This is a genomic window from Calothrix sp. CCY 0018, from assembly GCF_963920925.1.
Classification (GTDB): Bacteria; Cyanobacteriota; Cyanobacteriia; order Cyanobacteriales; family Nostocaceae; genus Rivularia.
The window spans coordinates 49,017-65,665 of sequence record NZ_CAWUDI010000048.1 but is presented as its reverse complement, the minus strand read 5'-3'; the positions used below and the strand labels follow the sequence as shown (position 1 = coordinate 65,665).

The following is a 16,649-nucleotide window of genomic DNA, read 5'->3' as shown; positions in this document are numbered from 1 at the left end:
CTACTCAGTTGATTGTCTCTGAGGTCGAGGGTTTGTAAATTGGTGAGTTGTCCAATTTCTGCTGGTAAACTACTCAGTTGATTGTCTCTGAGGTCGAGGGATTGTAAATTGGTGAGTTGTCCAAATTCTGCTGGTAAACTACTCAGCTGATTCTCTCTGAGGTCGAGGGATTGTAAATTGGTGAGTTGTCCAAATTCTGCTGGTAAACTACTCAGTTGATTTCTGACTATCTGAAGTTCTTCAAGTTGATTGAGCAATCCTATTTCTTTCGGTAATTCGCTCAACTTGTTGCCGATATAACCAACAATGTACCCTTCTTCGTCATACTCATACTTACCGAGAATTAACTTCTTAAGTTGAGTCAGTTTACCAATCTCAGCAGGTAAAGCCGTCAATTCCTTACCAGAAAGGTCTAATTCTGTAACCCCTGTTGCTGCTTTTTCGATTTCCTCTAGCAGTTCTTCCTCGGTCATCATCTACCAGCGCTCAGATATACACTTATCACCAGTTTATATCTTTGCTTATGTTTTGTAATTTTATGTTTCCAGAATTATTTTGACGCGCAGCTTCAACTAATTCCCTTAACCTACCTTGTTCTATAGCCCATTCAATTAATTCAAAAACAACTTCCGACATATTTTCTCCTCCAACTATTGAATCGAGATTTTCTTCTAATCCAAAAGAAACCATCATCTTTAACTTATTTTTTGTTGGATAAGCACTGAGAATGGCATCTATTAATTTTTGTCTTTGTTGACTAGTTAAATTTAACTTTTCTTCTAATTCTGTTGATTCTTGAATATTACCAAATGTTTTATTAGGCTGAGTTTCTGTATCAAGTCCACTCAAAATTATCCCATCTTTAGCCCGCATATAAAGTACTGGTGTACCAAAATCGCGTCTATCTAATCCGACATCCATAGAAATAGCGTTGCGAGTTTCTTGAATAGCTGTATCTACGGGATACCCTAGCGCTAGGGTTCTGTAAAATTCGTCTGCGAAAAGTTTAGCTGTGGAATCAAGAATCGTATATTGCATTGCTACAACTGCGGGGATTCCACGACGCACTAAGTTTGATACCGTACCTGCGAAAGCTTGATTTGAAGATACCGTAGCGCTTCGACAGCAATTTAGAATTATTAATCCTAGATGATTATTACCTAAAAATAAATTGGCGAAATTTTCATCATCTAATAATTTAGCTTTGCCATCTTCATCTAAAAGTGCAATGTAGCCTTTGTTGCTCTCAAAGTCGCCGTGTCCGATGAAGTGAAACACATTGTAAGGCTTTTCTCGCAGCTTTTGTCTGATATTGCGGGTAGTAGCTGCTTGTAATACATCTAACTCTATTTGTCCGGTTTCTATGTGTTTTCCTAGTGCTTCGCGAATTAGGTTTTCTTCACCAGTTGCGTCTAATGTCGCTAAGTCAGTAGGAGTGGAGATAACTAACAAAACTTTCAGAGGTAAAGTTGCGGCTTTAATATCGCGTTTTTGTAGGGGAACATCAATATAGCGAGAAAGTACAGTTCGAGTGTCGTTTCCTAAAAAGGTGTTAGTTCTTTTATAGTAAAGAAATTCCCAAGGTAGGGAAGCTAATTCGGGAGATTCAAATATTAAACGCAATCGAACGCTTTGATTGTTTTCTTGTGCTGCTGCAAATGTAGCTTTGAATTGAGCATTAATATCGTTGGGGAATAGTGCTTGATAAAGTTCGTTTCCTAATCCTTTAAGTAATTCGCTATTTGTGTGCTTTGACTCAATTAATTGTAAACTCAGATTTATTTTGTTGATATCCAAGTTTAATTTCCCGGATTCATCACCTTGCTCTGAAGAAGCACGAATATTATTATTTTGATCTACTAATATTTGTAAATCTTGGTATTTCATTGTGGTTTGATTTTGATTCAAGCATTGACATCTTTATTATCTAATACCATTAGACATCTCCGGAAAACATTTAGGTAGTTTAATTTTATACGCAGACCTAACCCCCCTACCCCCCTTCCCTGCAAGGGAAGTGGGGTTTTAAAGCCTCTCTCCCTGTGGGGGAGAGGTTTGGAGAGGGGTCTTTTCCGGAGATGTCTATTTAGAAAAGTCCTTATTCGAGTTGTTAATGTTTAGATATATTCTGCCGTTTACTATGTCCAATTTGAAACGTTTGCAGTTAGTAAAATTACTCATATTTACTGATTGAAACGTCTTTTGCGTCTTGCTGCTACAGCTTTACGTTTACGCTTATCCTGTGGGGTTTCAAAATGCCGATGAGACTTAACATCGTACAAAATACCCGCTTTGGAAACTTGACGCTTAAATCGACGTAAAGCTGAATCTATTCCTTCGTTTTCACCTAAAACCACTTGGGTCATTATAATCCCTCGTTGTCAACAACTATATTTGGACTTTATTTTAATACGCTGGTTTATCGGGATGAAAATATTCCGCGATTTACCAAAATTCAAACAAGACTGTTGTCTTGAATGTAGAAGCTGGAAATCCAGATTTACTATTTTACCTTTCAATCGCGTTTCTAGGTATCCTCTATCTCACAATCTGAATTTTTCAAAGTTAAAGCAAGTTGATAAAGCTGACGACGGGGTAAAGATGTTGATGCAGCTAGCTGACGACTCGCTTGTGAGGGCGATATTCCTTGATTCATGATTGTTTCTAACTCAGCAACAAGTTCTGCTTGTGTAAACTCGCGTTGAGTGGGAGAATTCCCGGCAACAACTAAAGTATATTCACCTACAGGAACCTTGGACTCGTAGTAGCGACAAGCTTCAGTAATATTCCCGCGCCAAAACTCTTCATACATTTTAGTTAATTCTCGCGCTAAGACAATTTGTCTGTCTTCACCAAATATTTCTTTTATATCTTCTAAAGTCGATCGCAAACGATGGGGAGATTCGTAGAAAATCAAAGTACGCTCCTCTAACTTCAAAAATTCTAAGTGCGATCGCCTTTGTTTTGATTTAGGATTCAGAAATCCTTCAAACACAAATTTCTCTGTAGAAATCCCCGAAGCACTTAACGCCGTAATCGCTGCCACTGCTCCAGGAATAGGAACTACAGTAATTCCAGCTTCCGCGCAAGCTTTGACTAATTCATAACCTGGATCGGAAATTCCCGGCATCCCAGCGTCACTAACCAGAGCTATAGATTTTCCTTCGTGCAACTGCTTTAATAATTCTGGAATCCGACTGTGGCGATTATGTTCGTGATAACTAATTTGTGGCGTATTAACTTGAAAATGCTTCAAAAGTTTTCCCGTATGGCGAGTATCTTCAGCAGCAATAAAATCCACCGACTGCAAAATTCTCACCCCTCGGAAAGTCATATCCTCCAAGTTCCCAATCGGAGTGCCAACAATGTAGAGTAAACCTGGTTTTAAATCGGACATTTATCAGTTAGTTGTTAGTGGTTAGTTGTTAGTGGTTAGTTGTAAAAATATTCCTCTACCCACTTTCCCCAATGCCCAATTCCCAATGCCCAATTCCCAATGCAAAATCAAAAATCTTTCAACGGTTTATTCGTGGGTTTAGTAACGCTGGATTTAATTTATCTTGCTGAATCTCCGCCGAAAAATAATCAAAAGTTAGTTGCGGAAGATTACATAGTCGCCGCAGGTGGCCCGGTAACAAATGCTGCGGTAACATTTAGTTATTTGGGTAATAAAGCTGTTGTTTCTAGTGTGGTTGGTTGTCACCCAATGACGCAATTAATCAAGAGCGATTTAGCAAATTACCAAGTAGAAATAATTGACTATTACCCTACCACAGAAAACCCACCACCAGTATCTTCAATTATTGTCACAAAAGGTACGGGGGAGCGTGCTGTGATTTCTATTAATGCCGTTAAAACACAAGTTGATAGCCAAGCGATTTCACCAGATTTGCGAGATATAGATATTGTACTAATTGACGGGCATCAAATGAAATTGGGATGTGCGATCGCCAAACAAGCCAAAGCCGAAAATATCCCAGTAGTTATCGATGGTGGAAGCTGGAAACCTGGATTTGACAAAGTTTTACCCTTTGTTGATTATGCCATTTGTTCGGCTAATTTTTATCCTCCCGATTGCCAAAATTCCCCAGAAGTTTTTGCTTATCTAAATCAAATGGGTATTCCTCATATCGCTATAACTCATGGAGAAAAACCCATTCAATATTTATCTAAAAATGAAATTAAAATATTAAAGGTTCCAAAAATACAGCTTGCTGATACACTAGGGGCTGGAGATATTTTTCACGGTGCTTTTTGTAACTATGTGTTGCAAGAAACATTTACCACTGCATTAGAAAAAGCAGCGCAAATAGCAGCTTTATCCTGCCAATCTTTCGGTACTCGCCGCTGGATGGGGAATCAGTGAACAGTTAACAGTTATCAGTTAAGGGCTTTTTACTTAAAACTATTAAATATTGTCATTTATTTTTGTAAAATCTCTCAGTTCATTTTTATTCACATCTTGTACCAATTTTGTAGAGTCAAAATTCTTGCCTTGAAATGAATTTCAAGGCTGATACACAAAGTACGTTAAAACCCACTAAAAGCCTTTGCTAGTCTGATTTATCAGACTTTGTATGTGAGCCTGGGAATTTATTCCAAGGCGGTTGTAAAAGCTAAGTGATAATGGTGCAAGATGTGAGATTTATCAGACTTTGTATATGAGCCTTGGAATTTATTCCAAGGCAGATTAGCTATTCAAGCATATTTTTAAATTTTAGAAACCAACAACTAACAATTAACCACTAACAACTAACAAATATGAAAGAATTACAATCAATACTTGAATTACTTCGTCCCATCGGTTGGGGTGCATCTGATATCTTACGCTCTTACTATCATGGTAAGAAACAAGATGATTTGAATGTAGAATATAAAGATGATAAAGGTAAAGATCCAGTAACAGCAGCAGATTTAGCTGTTAATAATTATATTTTAAAAAAATTAAAAAATGAATTAGGTAGCGAAGATTTTGGCTATATCAGCGAAGAAACTTATCAAAATCAAGATGGGAAAAATAATTCCGAATGGGTATGGATTATCGATCCTTTAGACGGGACAAAAGATTTTATTAATAAAACTGGCGAATATGCGATTCACATTGCTTTAGTTAGAAATAAGCGTCCGGAATTAGCATTAGTAGCAATTCCCGAAGCTGAAAAATTATATTATGCAATTAAAGATGGCGGTACATTTGTTGAAACTCTTGATGGTAATAGAAAATCTGTAAGGGTTTCCGAGCGCGATAATCCTCAAGATTTAACTTTAGTTGTAAGTCGCAGTCACCGTAATGAAAGATTAAATTATCTTTTAGAAAAACTAACCTTTAAAAATCAAAAATCAGTAGGAAGCGTTGGTGGTAAAATCGTCGCTATTATCGAACAGCAAGCAGATATTTATATTTCACTTTCCGGTAAATCCGCACCTAAAGACTGGGATATGGCTGCACCAGAATTAATATTAACCGAAGCAGGCGGAAAATACACTCACTTCGACGGAACTCCATTACAATACAACACCGGAGATATTAGTCAATGGGGTGGTTTATTAGCCAGCAATGGTAAATGCCACGAAATGCTTTGTAAAGAAGCAGAAAGAATTATAAAAGATTTTGATGAATAGGGAATAGGGAATAGGGAATAGGGAATTGGTAATTGGTAATTGGTAATTGGTAATTGGTAATTATTATTCTTCCCCCTCTTCCCCCTCTTCCCCCTCTATTTTTTTATGATTGATAATTGATAACTGCTAACTGCTCACTGACTCAATCGCCTTTTTCAAAACTTCAGCGTGAAATTCCCAAGATAAATTATCAACAGATAAACTTGGGATTCCTCTAATTCCATCTATTGCTAAACCTTGATTTACAAGTGTTTCTAAAATATGAAACTCTATTTCTGGATTTAATTTGTTAATAATTTCAACTTTCCAATCGAGACGAAGTAAAGAAAGAGCTAATAATATTCCTGTAGCCCCCCAATTAGATACTCCGCAAACTATTAAATAATCGCACTTAATCTTACAGGCAATTTCTTCTCCATGACGAATGCTATTAACAATAATTTCTCTGGGAATATTCCCCATTCCTAATTCATTTCCACCATCACCAATTCCTATGGAGACGATTTTTTCCGACTCGAATAATAAATGCAGAGGTGCTGTATAAGCCGTAACGTCATCTCCTCTCATGTTACGGACAATATCATCTTTTCCGGGGCCTGCTCTTTCAATGGAAATTATATGAGATATTGGGGATGGTAAAGATTCCCAAAATTCTAAAAGTGAAGCGACTGAATGTTGGTTTTCTTTAGCTTCCCCTACAGCGACAATATCAAAAGGTATATCGTTAGAAATGCCTGCTGCAATAACTGCGGTTTTTACGGTTTGATAACACAAAGAATCGGTAACTATCCTTACAGATATCCCCACCTCATGCAAAGTAGCTGCTAACAACGCACTGCCTGTAGGGCCGTCTGTTTCGGGACATGGTGGATTGCCGTTAGGCATGAAAAATCCTGTAATAATCACCACATTGGGATGAGGATGTTCTGCAATTGAACGAGCAGCCCCTAGCAATCCTCCTTTAGCTGATTCCACCAAAGAATCAATGCCTCTACCTACATCTTGCGAGCAGATACTCTCCAACCGAGCTATTTTGTCTAAATCATTTTGTGTCTCATTTAATAATGGGCGATTACCTCCGGTAGAGCTTGCCTTAACGCATTGCGGTTTTTTTTTCATCAGCATAAAAGCAGGAGAGTGGAAGGATAAATCATTTAACAAGCTAACTTGGATTAGATTTTAGATTAAACCGCAACTTCTATAAGAATGCAAAATAATTAATCCAAAATCTAAAAGAAACGCATCCGTTGTCAAAATCAAGTAGATTACCATGAAAAATAGTCGTCTTTAACGTCGGTAACGAACATATATCCCGGAGCGTGAGTAATGGCAATTTCTGGCTTTGCTTCAAGAATCGCGATTTGAGTTGTCACCCCACAAGCCCAGAATACAGGAACTTCCCCTTCTTTAATTGTTACAGCTTCACCAAAATCGGGGGCATCTATGTTTGTAATGCCAATTTCTTCGGGAGAGCCAAAGTGTATTGGAGTACCGTGTGCTTTAGGAAAACGACTGGTAATTTGTACCGCACGCACAACATCTGCTGGAGACAAAGGGCGCATCGACACTACTAAAGGAGCAGAAAAATCTCCCGCTGTGTTACAAGCAATGTTAGTTTTGTACATCGGTACATTTTTACCTTCTTGGATATGTCTGACGGGAATTCCTTCATCCATCAAAGCTGCTTCAAAAGAAAACGAACAGCCAACCAAAAAGCCAACAAAATCATCTTGCCAAATATGGGAAACATTAGCGACTTCTTCCTTTAATTCCCCATTCCGAAATATATGGTATCGCGGTAAATCCGTTCTTAAATCCGCACCAGGAGCCACTATTTCTGGTTCGGGATTTCCGACTTCGGTAACATCTAGTAAAGGGCAGGGTTTAGGGTTACGAGTGCAAAACACTAAAAAGTCAAATGCCAACTTTCTCGGCAAAATGACTAAATTTGCTTGTAGATATCCACTGGCAATTCCAGGAGTAGGAAAGTGAAATGCTCCTTGACGACATTGAAACCGAACTTCACTGGGAGATAAATCCATAATTCATCAACCTTTTTTAATTTAATCGTCGGTAAATGGTAAATGGCAGTTAAATTTTAAATACTAACTTTACTCTACAATCAATCTATTACTTATTTCGGTATTAATTGTCTGTCTCTATTCAATTAATCTAGTTTTTTTTCAAATGTATTTAGCACTACATAGAAGTAAAGTTACAATTATGCTGGGAAGGTTAATTTTTCCCTAATAGTAAGATATTGTTACTCAAAACGCTACCAATTTGAAGACCAAGTACACTACACCCAAAACTAATTGCAATAGTAATATATGATGTGGCAATCGGACTAACACCATCAAATATTCCAGTTAAAACACAGATTTGATAACCCAAGCAAAAACCAGCAATTAATCCAAGTGTCGCTCCGATAGTACGACTAACTGAAATTCCATAGTTTCGAGCATCTCTATTTTTGAATAAATAAATTATTGCCGTCAATCCACCGTATACCAATAGGTAAATCAAAATTGATTGTTTAGTAGCTGGATTGAGAGGTGAGGAAAGCATATGTATTATTAAAACAATACAGCCAGCAAAGAATGCAATGCTCAATATCAAGGAAAGCTTTCTGTTTAAAGACATGGTTTAAACGCTTTGTATCGATCGGATTTTTATAGCTTACATTCTTATCGTTCCATAATTAGAGGTTTTGCTCATGTATCAATTAACTGAAGTAGATAAATGCGTACTACTAGCTATAGGTTTTGGAGCTAATGGCGGATTAATTCAAGGGATTATTATTCAGATAAAAAATGAACCAAAAAATAACTTTATTTCGAGATTAAAGCTTTATCTTTCATCTTGCTTAACTGGCAGTATTTTGACAGGAATATTTGGTTTTATTCTTTTTGCATTTGATAGAAATACACCAATAGAAAATACTAAAAAATATATAATCCCTTATGCAATTATTCTGTTACCTCTAATAACTTTAAGTACAGAACTATTAAAAAATTTTGTATTTAAAAAACAGGATAATTAATATTCAACTGTAGGGTGTTTTAAACTTACATCTTGCATCATTGTTATTAAGCTTAAATTCCCGCCTCAGTATTAATTCCAAGGCTAATATACAAAGTACGTTAAAACGCACTAAAAGCATTGTTCAGTCGTCAAAAGAGCGACTTTGTTTGTGAAGCCCAGGAATTTATTCCAAGGCGGTGTTTCCAATGGTGTACGAAAAAAGTTTAAATTAACGTAAAAAACCCAATCCCAAAAATGTAGAGACGCAAGGGTATCGCGTCTCCATATGTAAAATATCCCGTTTCTACACAATTCCACCCAAAAACGATATCAATCCTGCGATTCACGATACCCATAGAAGTTAACGCTGTAATCGGTTATCTTAACTCCCGTCTTCTCTTCTACATAACGAAGCACTTCTTCAGGTAATTCCAAATGAACATCTAAAATTTGATTTGTATCCAAACAATTGACATGACTGTGAGAATCGCTGATATTTCCGTATAAACGCCCGTCGCAGCGTTCGATACATTCAATAATACCGCCACTTGATAGCGCTTCTAAATTCTGGTAAACAGATGTATGTCCAATTTCCTTACCTTCTAAATTCAGCTTATCGTAAATTTCACGAGCTGAAAGATGTTCGTTGGCTTTCCACAATAACTCTAAAATGTAACGACGCTGACGACTAACCCGCATACCTTGGGTTTGACATCTTTCTAATGCGTCTTCTAAGGAACGAATTGGGTTTGTAGATAATGTTTGTTTTTGCATATCAGTATTTTTAACTATCAAAGTTTATTTTTTGTTTCATAGATGCAAAAATCAAAGTAACCACCAAAATTATCCTTGACTTACATTTTCCTGCTTTATATAAGGATGCAGATTGATAGGAGAAACTTTGTCAGTCTCGCAAAAGTCTAGTTTTTCACCAGTTAATCTAAAATAAACTCATTACCACTTTAGCTTAAAATCACTGCAAACGTCTACTTAGCGGCTTTATTTGGTATTGCACGGCTTTAATTTAAGTAATCGTAAAGGGAGAATAGGCAACTAAGAAGGGGAAAAAATTAAAAAGAATTAATACCGTTTTCTTTTTCTGTTCCCCGTTCCCTATTCCTAATTATGATTTGGCTACGCCGATCTACTTAGTTACTAGTACACCACGGCTTAAATAAGGCAACCATTAAAAATGGCTGAAAAGCTTAGAAAATCAAACTTCTTACTTCTTACTTCTTACTTCTTATTTCCGCCAAGCGGTACTAGTAAGTGTAATTAATTAGAGACTTATAATTTTATCAGTAATCGCCTCTATTTTTTACATTCACAAAAAATAACAAAGATAACGATCGCAATTTAAAAGCAAAATAACTGTGGTATTTACTTAAATCGAATACCTGGAAAATTGTAATTGGGTGTATTTACTTATTCTCATTTACTATGGTGTATTTACATAATGTCAGAAAAGAAGCTTAAAAAATTACGATTTTTCTAAGTATTTCTAAGAGTTAAGCACATCTACTAAACGGTATTTACTGAGATTGACAAACCAGTTAATAACCGTAATTTCAATTAACCGGATCAACAGGGTAATAAAAATGCAGAGTAATTCAAATGGAACTCCGAGCATAAATAATGGTTTTAATGCTTCTCCTCGGAAAATGCCGATCTTAGATATGAACTCGCCATCCGCACCTCGGCAAATGCCTAGCACTGATATGGATGCTTCTTCATCTTACGGACATATGCAGAAGGTTTTAGTTGAACTGCGCGTACCGAATAATCAAGGTGTATTGGCTGCATCTAGAACTGCCGCACAAATTAATGCAGGTAGTTTCAGATTTGATGCCAGCTACGAACCGATAACCGTTAATCCTAGTAGCGAGCAAGTATCAAGTTTACAAGCTAATAACGAGCAAACCGTTATCGTGCGTGGGGTGATAGAAGAAAGCGATATTCAAGAATTAGAATCACAATCTAATGTAGTCAAAGTTTATAAAGACACTCCCATTGCACCCTTCGACATTCCGCTATTAGAAAAAGAAAAAGATTTAGTTGCACCGATGGAGGGGGCGCAAGATTGCCCTATCGGTACCTGCGACTGCTCCCCAACCACAGCCAAGGGAACTATGGCTGATGTCGCCAAATATTTTGGTGCAGATCAAATTTGGGCGGCTGGTTTTAAAGGAGAAGGTATTGTAGTTGGTGTTGTCGATGGTGGAATCACTGCTGAAGGCCGCGATTGTGGCCCCTCAGAAACCATTCGTCGTGTCAAAAACGTTATTGGTGGCCCCGCATCCGATTGGGGAACTACTGCCAAAGAGTGGGGAGAACACGGTAATATGTCGGCTACCGATGTATTGGGAATGGCTCCCGCAGCTAAACTCTACGATTGTCGGATTGCTGGTGGTGATGCGGTTTCCAATGCTTTAAAAGTATTCGATTGGGCAATTAAGCAGTATCAAACCGACGGTACCCCACAAATTCTCACCAACAGTTGGGGAATTTATCAAGAAAGCTGGGACGAATTTTACGCCAATAATCCCGAACATCCTTTTACCCGGAAAGTTGTTGAAGCGATCGAACAAGGTATTTTAGTCTTGTTTGCTGCGGGTAATTGTGGTGGAAGTTGTCCGAGCCAAAGATGCGGAACTGATTTTGGTTCCGGTAAGAGCATCTGGGGTGCAAACGGACATCCTTTAGTAATGACTGTTGGTGCAGTTAATAAAGAAGAGCAGTTTATTGGTTATAGCAGTCAGGGGCCAGCATCTTTAGATCCCAACAAACCAGATTTTTGCTCGGTGAGTCATTTCAAGGGTTATTTTGCCAGCGATAACGGCACCTCTGCGGCTTGTCCGATTGCTGCTGGTGTAGTAGCCTTGCTTAAACAGGCTAAATCTGACTTAAATCAGCAAGAAGCCAAAGATTTACTCAAAAATACCGCGAAAAACATCGGCGAACCCGGATTTGACCATCATTCCGGTGCTGGAATTATTCAAGCAAAAGCAGCCTTCGATCAGCTTTTACCGCAACAGCCAAAATGGCACGAATGGGAAAGCTGGGGAGGCAACAGTTTTTATGCACCTGCGGTAGTTTCTTCTGGAGAAAATAAACTTGATGCCTTTATCGTTGGTGGTGACAGCGCTATTTATCGTAAATCTTGGCACGAAGATCAAAATCCCGGCGAGTGGGAGAAAATAGAAGGTTTTAGTTTAGGTAGTCCTGCGGTATTAGCGCGTGACCAAGGAAACATCGATCTATTTATTATTTCCCAAGCAAGAACATTACAGCGTAAATGTTGGGACGGTAAGACTTGGGGTGAATGGGAAGATTTGGGTGGTGTATGCAAGCACGGTGTTGCTGCCGCCGCTTGGGGTAGCCGATTAGATTTATTTAGCGTTGCTGCTGACAATGCCGTTTGGCACAAATTCTGGGATGGAAGTTGTTGGAGTGAATGGTTATCTTTGGGTGGTATAAGTTTAGGTGCCCCCGCAGCAGTTTCTACCAGCGAGAATTCCGTTGACGTATTTATAAGAGGTTGCGATCGCGCTATATATCGCAAGACTTGGAATGGTACTTGGAGCAGCAATTGGGAAAGCTTAGGTGGTACGTGGGCATACTCCCCCGCAGTCACTTCCTCTTATGGCGATCGCCTTGATGTATTTGCAGTCGGTAATGATAACGCCGTATACCGCAAAGTATGCAATGGTTCGGTTTGGGGTGAATGGGAAAACCTCGGTGGAGCATCACTTTCCGCACCCGCAGCCGTATCCTGGGGACAAAGCCGCATCGATATATTTGCCATCGGTGCCGATAGTGCCTTGTATCATAAGTGGTTGAGTTAATTTGAAGTAAAGGGAATTGGGAATTGGGAATTGGGAATTGGGAATTGGTAATTGGTAGTTGGTAATTGGTAGTTGGGAAGAAATAAAATTCCTAACTCTCAACTCCTAACTCCCTTCCCGATAGCTGCGATTACTTATAAAAATTTCTTTTCCTCTCCCCCTCTTCCCCCTCTCCCCCCTCTAATTAAATTAGGTAATCTCCTAACCAGACAGGAGTAACTCTCAATCCAAAATCCTATTTGGTGTTAGTGTAAAATGTCGTAGCTCAATAAGACGGCAATGACTTTCACTATCGCAATTCCTAATAGCTCTATTAACAGTTTGGATTTGTCACCTGCGACAACGGCAATTGATAAAATTCTTGCTGAGGATAATATCGCATCGAACGAGCAGCAGCTAAGTTTAGATATTCAATACGAATTAGAAGCGGGAGACCCACGGGAACTTTCGGAAATTCCAGAAGTACGATTATGGTTTATTCGTTTGGATGCAAAATACCCGTGGCTGCCATTTTTACTGGATTGGCAATCTGGGGAATTTGTTCGTTATGCTGCAATGTTAGTTCCACATCAGTTTAGTTCTAAAGAAGGTATTCAGTATAATCCCGAAGCTTTAGAAATTTTTCTGATGCAAAAAACTTTTCTTTTAAAAGATTGGCTGGAAAAATACAACATTCCCAGTCAATCTAGAATCAAGTCAATGGCGAAATTGCTCGGTTATGACTTGGATGATGAGTTATTTGCAATGCTGTAATTGAAGAAGGGAGTAGGCAACAGGGAATGGGCAACAGGGAAGAGGAATAAGCAATAGTGACGATAATTTTGAATTAATAGTTTTTCAGCAGTAAGCAAACCTAAAATATCAGGTAAAAACGCTGTAATTCTTACTTTTATCTCTACTCCCTACTCCCTACTTCCTACTCCCTACTCCCTCCTCCTTCCTATACCCTAATTAATAAAAACCCGGTTTTTTTTTAAACCGGGTTTCTGCCTATCTTTAATTCTTATAATTTGGATTTAAAACACTATATTAATCTTGTTGAATGCGCGAAATCAGACTTAATGCCGTGTTAAAAGCATATTCAACGGCTTTTGATTTGGTTGGTAAAGCTGATTGCCATATACGATAGTCGTTATATTCAATAATCAGTTTAGCCATTTCATCGATACTATTTTTATTTAAAATATCGTATTGGGCTGATTCAAAGTCTTCTATATTGCCGCCATTTTCGATAATTTCTTCACCGGCTTTGATAAATTCATTTAAAATTGTCTGCGCGTAACGCTTCCCCGCACCTTCTGCAAATACAGATGTTGATTTAAATGCTTTGTATTCTTCAAACAAAACATCTGCTATTTTACATCCAACTAATTTATTCCAACTATAGGTCAGCTCTATATCTAAACAATCACTGTCGCTATATCTATATTGTAAATATTCATAAATATCTGAAGCTGATGTCTCTATTTTCTTACCAGCAAACAGTTCTTTTAAAGTTTGAATGCTTGTATTGAATTCAGAGTCAGTAAATACATTTTCTGCACCTTCGGGACAGTTATATACCATATAAGTCCAAATCCCAGCGCTTGCTGTATCGGTACTTACAGCTTGATAAAATGTAAGAGTTCCGTCTTCTTCATTTTCATAATATGCGCTTTCTGTATCGCGAAATTGCCATAACGGTATATTCCGAGAATCAAACATGATTTTTTTATAAATACCAGTCAGATGATGGGGTTGAGTCTCTACCTGGATGTAACGTTTTTTAGTGATAACTAAACTATGTAACCGAATCGCCATTATTTCTTTCCTTATATTTAGTTAATCATTTACAAAGGTGATTTGACCTACTTAACAGCTAGATTGAAGTTCATGAAAAAGAATTTATCGCTTTTATCTCTATAAGTACATCTTTCACAAGGAAGAGTATTTGTATCAATTCACCACTTTAGGCTTAAATCTAGAAGTTTTTTTGGCATTGATTACTAACAATAAACATTTCACATCAACAACATTGATTATGTTGACCAATAAAGTTACAAAACTTCAAACGGGCTGTTAAATTGAAAAGCCTTTTTGTTCTAAGTACTGAGTTTAAATATGACAAGTTGAATGCAATAGTTGGGTGTAAAAGGATTAAGTTTTTCCATTATTGCTAACTTGAATAATCAAATCATCCGTGTTATGGCGACGATGCACTACTCGTGATGACTTAAATAGAACGGTAAGATGCATAACACTTTTTTAGGCTTATAATTTATCATTCCCAAAAATGATATGAAACTAACATTATGACTAAAAAAAATTATTTTCTTTCTAAAAGCCGATCGACTTCGATATTAAGCGGCTTCTAGACGAAAAATAAAAAAATACTTTGTTAGCTATATGACATATCGCAATTAGATGTATTTTGTTCGACAATTAGAACTAAAATCTACCTAACTTTTATCCTTAAGAATAAAAAGTGCATAATCCTCAAGCAAACTTTGGACTAAGTTTTATAGCTTAATAGATACTTCTCTTTTTATATTGAGGGGTTCAACCCCTTAAAAGATGACAATGCTTTGGCAACAAGGATTATGGAGCTTTTTCGGAAATTTACGTTTGATACATTTTGGTGTTAAAACGCACTAACTTTGTTTTTTTTAACCTGTTTATCAAAATCTCATTACTTCTACTCATAAAGTTTTTTTTCAAAGAAAAATATAATTGTATTCATCAATACAAACAACAAAATTATGTAATCAATGAAACATAATTTTATCGCAGCCTAAGAGCAGTTATTGTATCAATTTTAATTAAGATTTTACCTGGAGGTTAAAAAAAATTAATTATATTTTGTATCGAATAATGGTGATAAAAAACTATTTGAAAATACTTCGTTAGCAAATAAAACTATTTGATTAATCGATTGGAACATTTTGTATTCTAAGTAACAAATTTAATAGTTGTCCGAGAATAATTTTCTTGTTAAAATATTTTTTACTTATAAGTAACATTTTATAAAAAGATGGCACTAGGTATGTTTTTTGATACCCAGTGCTGTAAGTTAGATGAAATTTTTCTTTCTGTTGCTCTGTAATTATCGAAATTTTCTATTTAGCCTTGCCAAACTTTTTCTAAAACCGTTGCTGGTGGAATATCTGCCATCAAGCCGGTAGGAGATTTTATGGCAATAAACTTATCACTTTTAGGTAATAATTTAGAAGGTTGGGCTAAACCGAATAAAGCGATAGTGTAGGTTTGCAAGAAGACGGCAAGTTGCATCGGCGCACTATTAGTACACAGCATTAAATTAGCCCCGGCGATAATTGCAGCGAGTTTACCAATATTGTCGGGAAAAGTTTCCTTGATATCTGGTATTGCTTCAGAAAGAGTACGCATCAAATCTTGATTATCTGGTTGAGAGATAACCACTACCGGCATATCTGGCTGCTTTTCTCTAAAATCTTTGATCGCAGATAGCCATTTTTTCACGGGATAGGAAGTATCGACATCACCACCACCGTAAACCAAAATATAGCCCGTATCATTAACTCCCAAACGCAATTGTTCGGAAGATGCCCAGTCAATATCTGGTTTTGGTACATTGAGTGCTAGCTCTGGATTGGTAGAATTGATTCCCAGCCCTTGGAGCAAATCGCTGTACATATAAGCGGCGTATTGTTCTTCATTCCGAGGTACTACGCGATTAAGAAACATAGAACCATTTCCCTTGAAACCAACCCGCGTACCTATACCAGTTAGCCACAGTAGCAAACAAGTGTACCAACTTTGTGACGAGGTAATTGCAACATCATATTCGCGATCGCGAATCGTACCGATTAAGTTACCCCAATCAGCCATACTGTTACGATCTTTAAAATCAAAAACCTTCACTTCCGAGACAGACTTACTCACCCGGTAAGCAGCCTTTGAGGAAGGTTCGCACACTACATCAATTGTAGATGTATTGTATTTCCGCTTAAGATTGTCCAAGGTCGGAAAAAATAGAATTTGTTCGCCTATTCCACCAGGGACAAGGGCTACTATTCGCATATTATTTATTTACGGTAACTGGCTATTTATTTTAGGGGAAGATGAGAGGACAATTCGTATTTAAAAGAGAATTGGGCATGGGGCATAGGGCATAGGGTATAGGATTTTAGATTTTGGATT

General features: G+C 37.4%; 15 protein-coding genes. 5 read left to right on the top strand and 10 right to left on the bottom strand.

The window, feature by feature from the left end:
- The 4 genes from ACM03V_RS27780 to rsmI all read right to left on the bottom strand — a co-directional run.
- Positions 1-473: leucine-rich repeat domain-containing protein (locus tag ACM03V_RS27780; protein WP_414624042.1), on the bottom strand; the 473-nt coding region annotated here is incomplete at its 3' end.
- 28 nt (positions 474-501) lie between these two features.
- Positions 502-1,887: a CHAT domain-containing protein gene (locus tag ACM03V_RS27775; protein ID WP_414624041.1), complete on the bottom strand. Its 1,386-nt coding sequence runs from the start codon at positions 1,885-1,887 to the stop codon at positions 502-504.
- A gap of 296 nt (positions 1,888-2,183) precedes the next feature.
- Entirely contained in the window at positions 2,184-2,366 is a 183-nt protein-coding gene (rpsU, locus tag ACM03V_RS27770; RefSeq protein WP_414624040.1) for a 30S ribosomal protein S21, read from the bottom strand.
- Between the two features lie 161 nt (positions 2,367-2,527).
- Entirely contained in the window at positions 2,528-3,397 is an 870-nt protein-coding gene (gene rsmI / locus ACM03V_RS27765) for a 16S rRNA (cytidine(1402)-2'-O)-methyltransferase (RefSeq protein WP_414624039.1), read from the bottom strand.
- 99 nt (positions 3,398-3,496) lie between these two features.
- Between rsmI and ACM03V_RS27760 the strand changes: the two genes are divergently transcribed.
- Both ACM03V_RS27760 and ACM03V_RS27755 read left to right on the top strand, forming a co-directional pair.
- The gene (locus ACM03V_RS27760) at positions 3,497-4,366 is read left to right on the top strand and encodes a sugar kinase (RefSeq protein WP_414624038.1); all 870 of its coding nucleotides are present in this window, start codon (positions 3,497-3,499) and stop codon (positions 4,364-4,366) included.
- Positions 4,367-4,761: 395 nt separating this feature from the next.
- Positions 4,762-5,622 (top strand): 3'(2'),5'-bisphosphate nucleotidase CysQ family protein, encoded by an 861-nt coding sequence (locus ACM03V_RS27755; protein WP_414624037.1) that lies wholly within the window; start codon positions 4,762-4,764, stop codon positions 5,620-5,622.
- A gap of 126 nt (positions 5,623-5,748) precedes the next feature.
- Here ACM03V_RS27755 and ACM03V_RS27750 read toward each other — a convergent pair whose 3' ends face one another.
- From ACM03V_RS27750 to ACM03V_RS27740, 3 genes are all read right to left on the bottom strand, one after another.
- Positions 5,749-6,741 carry a DUF4392 domain-containing protein gene (locus tag ACM03V_RS27750; RefSeq protein WP_414624036.1) on the bottom strand — a complete coding sequence of 331 codons (993 nt, stop codon included), beginning with the start codon at positions 6,739-6,741 and terminating at the stop codon, positions 5,749-5,751.
- A gap of 146 nt (positions 6,742-6,887) precedes the next feature.
- Positions 6,888-7,664: a putative hydro-lyase gene (locus tag ACM03V_RS27745; protein WP_414624035.1), complete on the bottom strand. Its 777-nt coding sequence runs from the start codon at positions 7,662-7,664 to the stop codon at positions 6,888-6,890.
- Between the two features lie 193 nt (positions 7,665-7,857).
- Positions 7,858-8,265, bottom strand: a complete 408-nt coding sequence (locus ACM03V_RS27740; protein WP_414624034.1) for a hypothetical protein — start codon at positions 8,263-8,265, stop codon at positions 7,858-7,860.
- A 73-nt stretch (positions 8,266-8,338) separates the two neighbouring features.
- Between ACM03V_RS27740 and ACM03V_RS27735 the strand changes: the two genes are divergently transcribed.
- The gene (locus ACM03V_RS27735) at positions 8,339-8,665 is read left to right on the top strand and encodes a hypothetical protein (protein ID WP_414624033.1); all 327 of its coding nucleotides are present in this window, start codon (positions 8,339-8,341) and stop codon (positions 8,663-8,665) included.
- A 311-nt stretch (positions 8,666-8,976) separates the two neighbouring features.
- On the opposite strand, the gene ACM03V_RS27730 is transcribed toward ACM03V_RS27735, so the two are convergent.
- A complete protein-coding gene (locus ACM03V_RS27730; RefSeq protein ID WP_414624032.1) occupies positions 8,977-9,420 on the bottom strand; it encodes a Fur family transcriptional regulator in 444 nt (147 codons plus the stop codon).
- Positions 9,421-10,244: 824 nt separating this feature from the next.
- On the opposite strand from ACM03V_RS27730, the gene ACM03V_RS27725 reads away from it, so the two are divergent.
- Together ACM03V_RS27725 and ACM03V_RS27720 are read left to right on the top strand one after the other, a co-directional pair.
- Positions 10,245-12,491 (top strand): S8 family serine peptidase, encoded by a 2,247-nt coding sequence (locus tag ACM03V_RS27725; RefSeq protein ID WP_414624031.1) that lies wholly within the window; start codon positions 10,245-10,247, stop codon positions 12,489-12,491.
- A 279-nt stretch (positions 12,492-12,770) separates the two neighbouring features.
- A complete protein-coding gene (locus ACM03V_RS27720; RefSeq protein ID WP_414624030.1) occupies positions 12,771-13,244 on the top strand; it encodes a CRR6 family NdhI maturation factor in 474 nt (157 codons plus the stop codon).
- A 276-nt stretch (positions 13,245-13,520) separates the two neighbouring features.
- Here ACM03V_RS27720 and ACM03V_RS27715 read toward each other — a convergent pair whose 3' ends face one another.
- Complete coding sequence (locus ACM03V_RS27715) at positions 13,521-14,291, bottom strand: hypothetical protein (RefSeq protein ID WP_414624029.1); 771 nt, start codon at positions 14,289-14,291, stop codon at positions 13,521-13,523.
- A 1,299-nt stretch (positions 14,292-15,590) separates the two neighbouring features.
- Positions 15,591-16,529: a glycosyltransferase family 9 protein gene (locus ACM03V_RS27710; RefSeq protein ID WP_414624028.1), complete on the bottom strand. Its 939-nt coding sequence runs from the start codon at positions 16,527-16,529 to the stop codon at positions 15,591-15,593.
- Positions 16,530-16,649: the final 120 nt, after the last annotated feature.

Excerpts from the sequence above, each read along its gene's own strand:
- ACM03V_RS27750 (WP_414624036.1), bottom strand. The coding sequence starts at position 6,741 with ATGAAAAAAAAACCGCAATGCGTTAAGGCAAGCTCTACCGGAGGTAAT.
- ACM03V_RS27775 (WP_414624041.1), bottom strand. The coding sequence starts at position 1,887 with ATGAAATACCAAGATTTACAAATATTAGTAGATCAAAATAATAATATT.
- ACM03V_RS27725 (WP_414624031.1), top strand. The coding sequence starts at position 10,245 with ATGCAGAGTAATTCAAATGGAACTCCGAGCATAAATAATGGTTTTAAT.
- ACM03V_RS27720 (WP_414624030.1), top strand. The coding sequence starts at position 12,771 with ATGACTTTCACTATCGCAATTCCTAATAGCTCTATTAACAGTTTGGAT.
- ACM03V_RS27715 (WP_414624029.1), bottom strand. The coding sequence starts at position 14,291 with ATGGCGATTCGGTTACATAGTTTAGTTATCACTAAAAAACGTTACATC.
- rpsU (WP_414624040.1), bottom strand. The coding sequence starts at position 2,366 with ATGACCCAAGTGGTTTTAGGTGAAAACGAAGGAATAGATTCAGCTTTA.
- ACM03V_RS27745 (WP_414624035.1), bottom strand. The coding sequence starts at position 7,664 with ATGGATTTATCTCCCAGTGAAGTTCGGTTTCAATGTCGTCAAGGAGCA.
- ACM03V_RS27735 (WP_414624033.1), top strand. The coding sequence starts at position 8,339 with ATGTATCAATTAACTGAAGTAGATAAATGCGTACTACTAGCTATAGGT.
- rsmI (WP_414624039.1), bottom strand. The coding sequence starts at position 3,397 with ATGTCCGATTTAAAACCAGGTTTACTCTACATTGTTGGCACTCCGATT.
- ACM03V_RS27730 (WP_414624032.1), bottom strand. The coding sequence starts at position 9,420 with ATGCAAAAACAAACATTATCTACAAACCCAATTCGTTCCTTAGAAGAC.
- ACM03V_RS27760 (WP_414624038.1), top strand. The coding sequence starts at position 3,497 with ATGCAAAATCAAAAATCTTTCAACGGTTTATTCGTGGGTTTAGTAACG.
- ACM03V_RS27710 (WP_414624028.1), bottom strand. The coding sequence starts at position 16,529 with ATGCGAATAGTAGCCCTTGTCCCTGGTGGAATAGGCGAACAAATTCTA.
- ACM03V_RS27740 (WP_414624034.1), bottom strand. The coding sequence starts at position 8,265 with ATGTCTTTAAACAGAAAGCTTTCCTTGATATTGAGCATTGCATTCTTT.
- ACM03V_RS27755 (WP_414624037.1), top strand. The coding sequence starts at position 4,762 with ATGAAAGAATTACAATCAATACTTGAATTACTTCGTCCCATCGGTTGG.